Annotated in this window: 4 protein-coding genes; all 4 read left to right on the plus strand. The window is 46.9% G+C overall.

The window, feature by feature from the left end; all coding sequences use genetic code 11:
• Positions 1-304, plus strand: a 304-nt coding sequence (locus JCM12296_RS33725; RefSeq protein WP_172684247.1) for a homocysteine S-methyltransferase family protein, incomplete at its 5' end; no start/stop codon positions are given.
• A gap of 118 nt (positions 305-422) precedes the next feature.
• A complete protein-coding gene (locus JCM12296_RS33730) occupies positions 423-1,088 on the plus strand; it encodes a polysaccharide deacetylase family protein (protein ID WP_054702379.1) in 666 nt (221 codons plus the stop codon).
• Positions 1,089-1,741: 653 nt separating this feature from the next.
• A complete protein-coding gene (locus JCM12296_RS33735; RefSeq protein ID WP_054702382.1) occupies positions 1,742-2,533 on the plus strand; it encodes a hypothetical protein in 792 nt (263 codons plus the stop codon).
• A gap of 130 nt (positions 2,534-2,663) precedes the next feature.
• Positions 2,664-2,981, plus strand: a 318-nt coding sequence (locus JCM12296_RS33740) for a tetratricopeptide repeat protein (RefSeq protein WP_157068159.1), incomplete at its 3' end; no start/stop codon positions are given.

Raw genomic sequence — 2,981 nt, forward strand, 5'->3', positions numbered from 1 at the left:
CCTCGTCAACTGCTGTTCTCCGGCAAGCGTGACCCGGGCCGTTCCGCTCCTGGCCGCCGCCACGGCCACCCAGCGGCGCATCGGCGGGTATGCCAATACCTTTCACCCCATTCCAGCGGACTGGCGGCTGGATGGTGACAAGGCTACCGATGGGCTGATCTCCCTGCGCGACGATCTGGATCCGGACGCCTATGCCGCCCATGCGATCCGGTGGCTGGCCGCCGGCGCCACGGTGATCGGCGGCTGCTGTGGCACACGACCGGCGCACATCCGCAGGCTGCACAGCCTGCTACCAGCGACCTGAGTCATGGCTCGGGAGTGTTTCAGACAGGGACCTGGGTACGTTTGGTCGACAGGTGAAGTGGCCATATGAGGAGATGATTCGCATGATCTATCCGTTCAGACGCCTGGCACGCTGACCCATGCCAGCCAGCCCATGCATCGTCGTCCAGTGCTGGGACGACGGGGTGACCACCGACGCCCGTCTGACGGATTTGCTGCGTCGCCTGGATATACCGGCCACGTTCAACCTGTGCGCCGGCCTGCACGACAATCAGCGCCGGTTCGGCTGGATGCATGCGGGCCAGGAGGTCTGGCGCCTGGGATGGGGTGAGATGCGGGGCGTCTATGACGGGTTTACCATCGCCAACCACAGCCTGACCCATCCCAACCTGTGCGAGATGCCGGGCTCAGCGGCGCGGCACGAGATCGCCGTTGGCCGCGAACGGCTGCGGCAGTTTTTCGGACAGCGGGTTGCAGGCTTTGTCTACCCTTTCGGTGCTGTCAACCCGGCGGTGATGGCGATGGTCCGCGAAACCGGGCACGTGTATGCCCGCACGGTGGAATCGACGGCAGATGTCTTTCCTCCGGCGGACCCCATGGCATTTCACCCCAGCTGCCATTTTCAGGCGCCGGATTTTTGGCAGCGCTACGACGATGCCAAGCGCTGCGGTGTTTTTTACTTCTGGGGACACTCCTACGAGTTGGTCGACGACACCCTGTGGCAGAGACTGGAAGCGCTGTTCGAACAAATCAGCGCGGATCCGGATTCGCGCTGGGGCGACCTGCCGGAGCTGTTCGGTGGGTGAAGGCGACCGATTCCCATGATGACACTGGATGACCCGATCGAGGCGTTGACGGCCGCGACTGAATCATCGATGGATCGGTTTGATCTGGATGGGGGTAGGGGGATGCTTTACGAGAATTAATCATAACGAACGGCCTTGGAGGACCTGGGCCGTTTTGTTTGGTAATCCTGGGGATTATCGAACGCGCTTGATTGTGCTTGATTGATGTATCTGTAATAATGCTGAAGTTGTGCTTTGGTATTGATATCTGCAGCGCCATTTGATCTTCAACAGCTTGTGATATACTCGATTATTCTTTAGCCTTCATAAAAAGGGCCGACCACAACATCATGTGTTTGACTGGACCCTGGGCTGTGTGTATCGCCTGACCTCAATATTGGTCATTATGTGAAGGGCGACGGTTCAAACGCAAAAATAAGTGATTGTGCGTACTTCAGGGGAAAACCCCATAAGCATGCAAACCAGATTGAATAGAAACAAGGTAGGATGTTAATTATTGTATGACCTATCAATTGGTTATGATAGGAATGAATGGATACCACCAATCCTTGATCGGAATGAAAAATGACCTGGGAATTGGGGAATTGAGCCAAAAGTGTGCGCAATTCGAGATTTTCCCTGAATAACTATAGTTATTTTTTAAGGAATGAACAATGATGAGAAAAGCTTTGTATTGGTTAAAAGGTTCTTCAAATTCGATCTTCATCCTTATTTTAGGTGCTATGTTAACCTTTTCAGGAGGAGGGTGCGGAAATAGCGATTTAAGTGTAGAAGTAAAAAAAGAAACTATTTTATATAATGAGGATCTAGTGCGAAGTACTTATGGCAGGCCATATTCAGAGGTATATACCAATAAAAATATGACATTATTGGCTCCGAAGTATGCTCTTGAGGACAGAATGTTTGATCATAAAGAACAAATTCCATTTTTAATAAAAAGTAAAATACCTTTTGATAGAATCTATCTGACTTATAGATCAGGTAGCGGAGAAACTATATCGAAGCAGGCATACATATATTCATTTGATAGCAGCCGTTATAGAAAGATAAATTACTGGGAAAAGGAAAGAATAGCTGAGCTTCCATTTGTTACTGATATGAATGATGTCACTCTTGTATGTATAAATGAGGTTAGCCGCGAGATAATAGGAGCTTTCCACGTGGATAACTATGCTGATCGTCTAATTGACCAGGGTCTTTTGCCAAAAGAATCAAGACAACTTTATCTTGATGCTCAAAGAGAAAGAGATGGAAAAATTATTGAAACTAAGGTTGTTTTTAGGGAAAATTCCAATAAGTTAATACAATATTATGTCGAAAATGTAATTGATGAATGGCCGTTTGAAATTGATGTGAGGGCCAATAATGATGGTCATCGGGTGATTAATTTCCAAAGTGATAAGTATGGTGATGGAAAAATTAAACAAGATGTTTTAACAAAGTAATTATAAAGACAATTGTAACCGTAAATACATAACCTGCGGTTTTTGGTGGACTCGGTTCCTTCGCCGCAAAATCGCGACGGTATGTTTTCTTCATTTTCTGATTCAAAATATTAAATAAGGAGGAAAAGAAATGAAAAATAAATCTATATCAAACAAGTGGCTGTTTGTCATCTCATTAATAATAATGATATTTATAGGATGTGCAGGAGGGGCATTTAGAACCGCCCAAGAGAAAAACACTGTCGAGGCTTATAACAAATTTATTCAGGAATATGGAGACAGTAAATTTGCACCCCAAGCAAAAAAAATGAGAGAAGATCTTAAATTTAGCAATGCGAAAAAAGAAAATACAATTTCAGGGTATGATAGGTATTTGAAGGAATATCCTAAGGGTACTTTCGTATCGGAGGTAAATAAATTAAGGGAATTAAACATGTTTGAGAATGCG

The organism is Desulfosarcina cetonica JCM 12296 (genome assembly GCF_001311845.1).
Taxonomy (GTDB): domain Bacteria; phylum Desulfobacterota; class Desulfobacteria; order Desulfobacterales; family Desulfosarcinaceae; genus Desulfosarcina; species Desulfosarcina cetonica.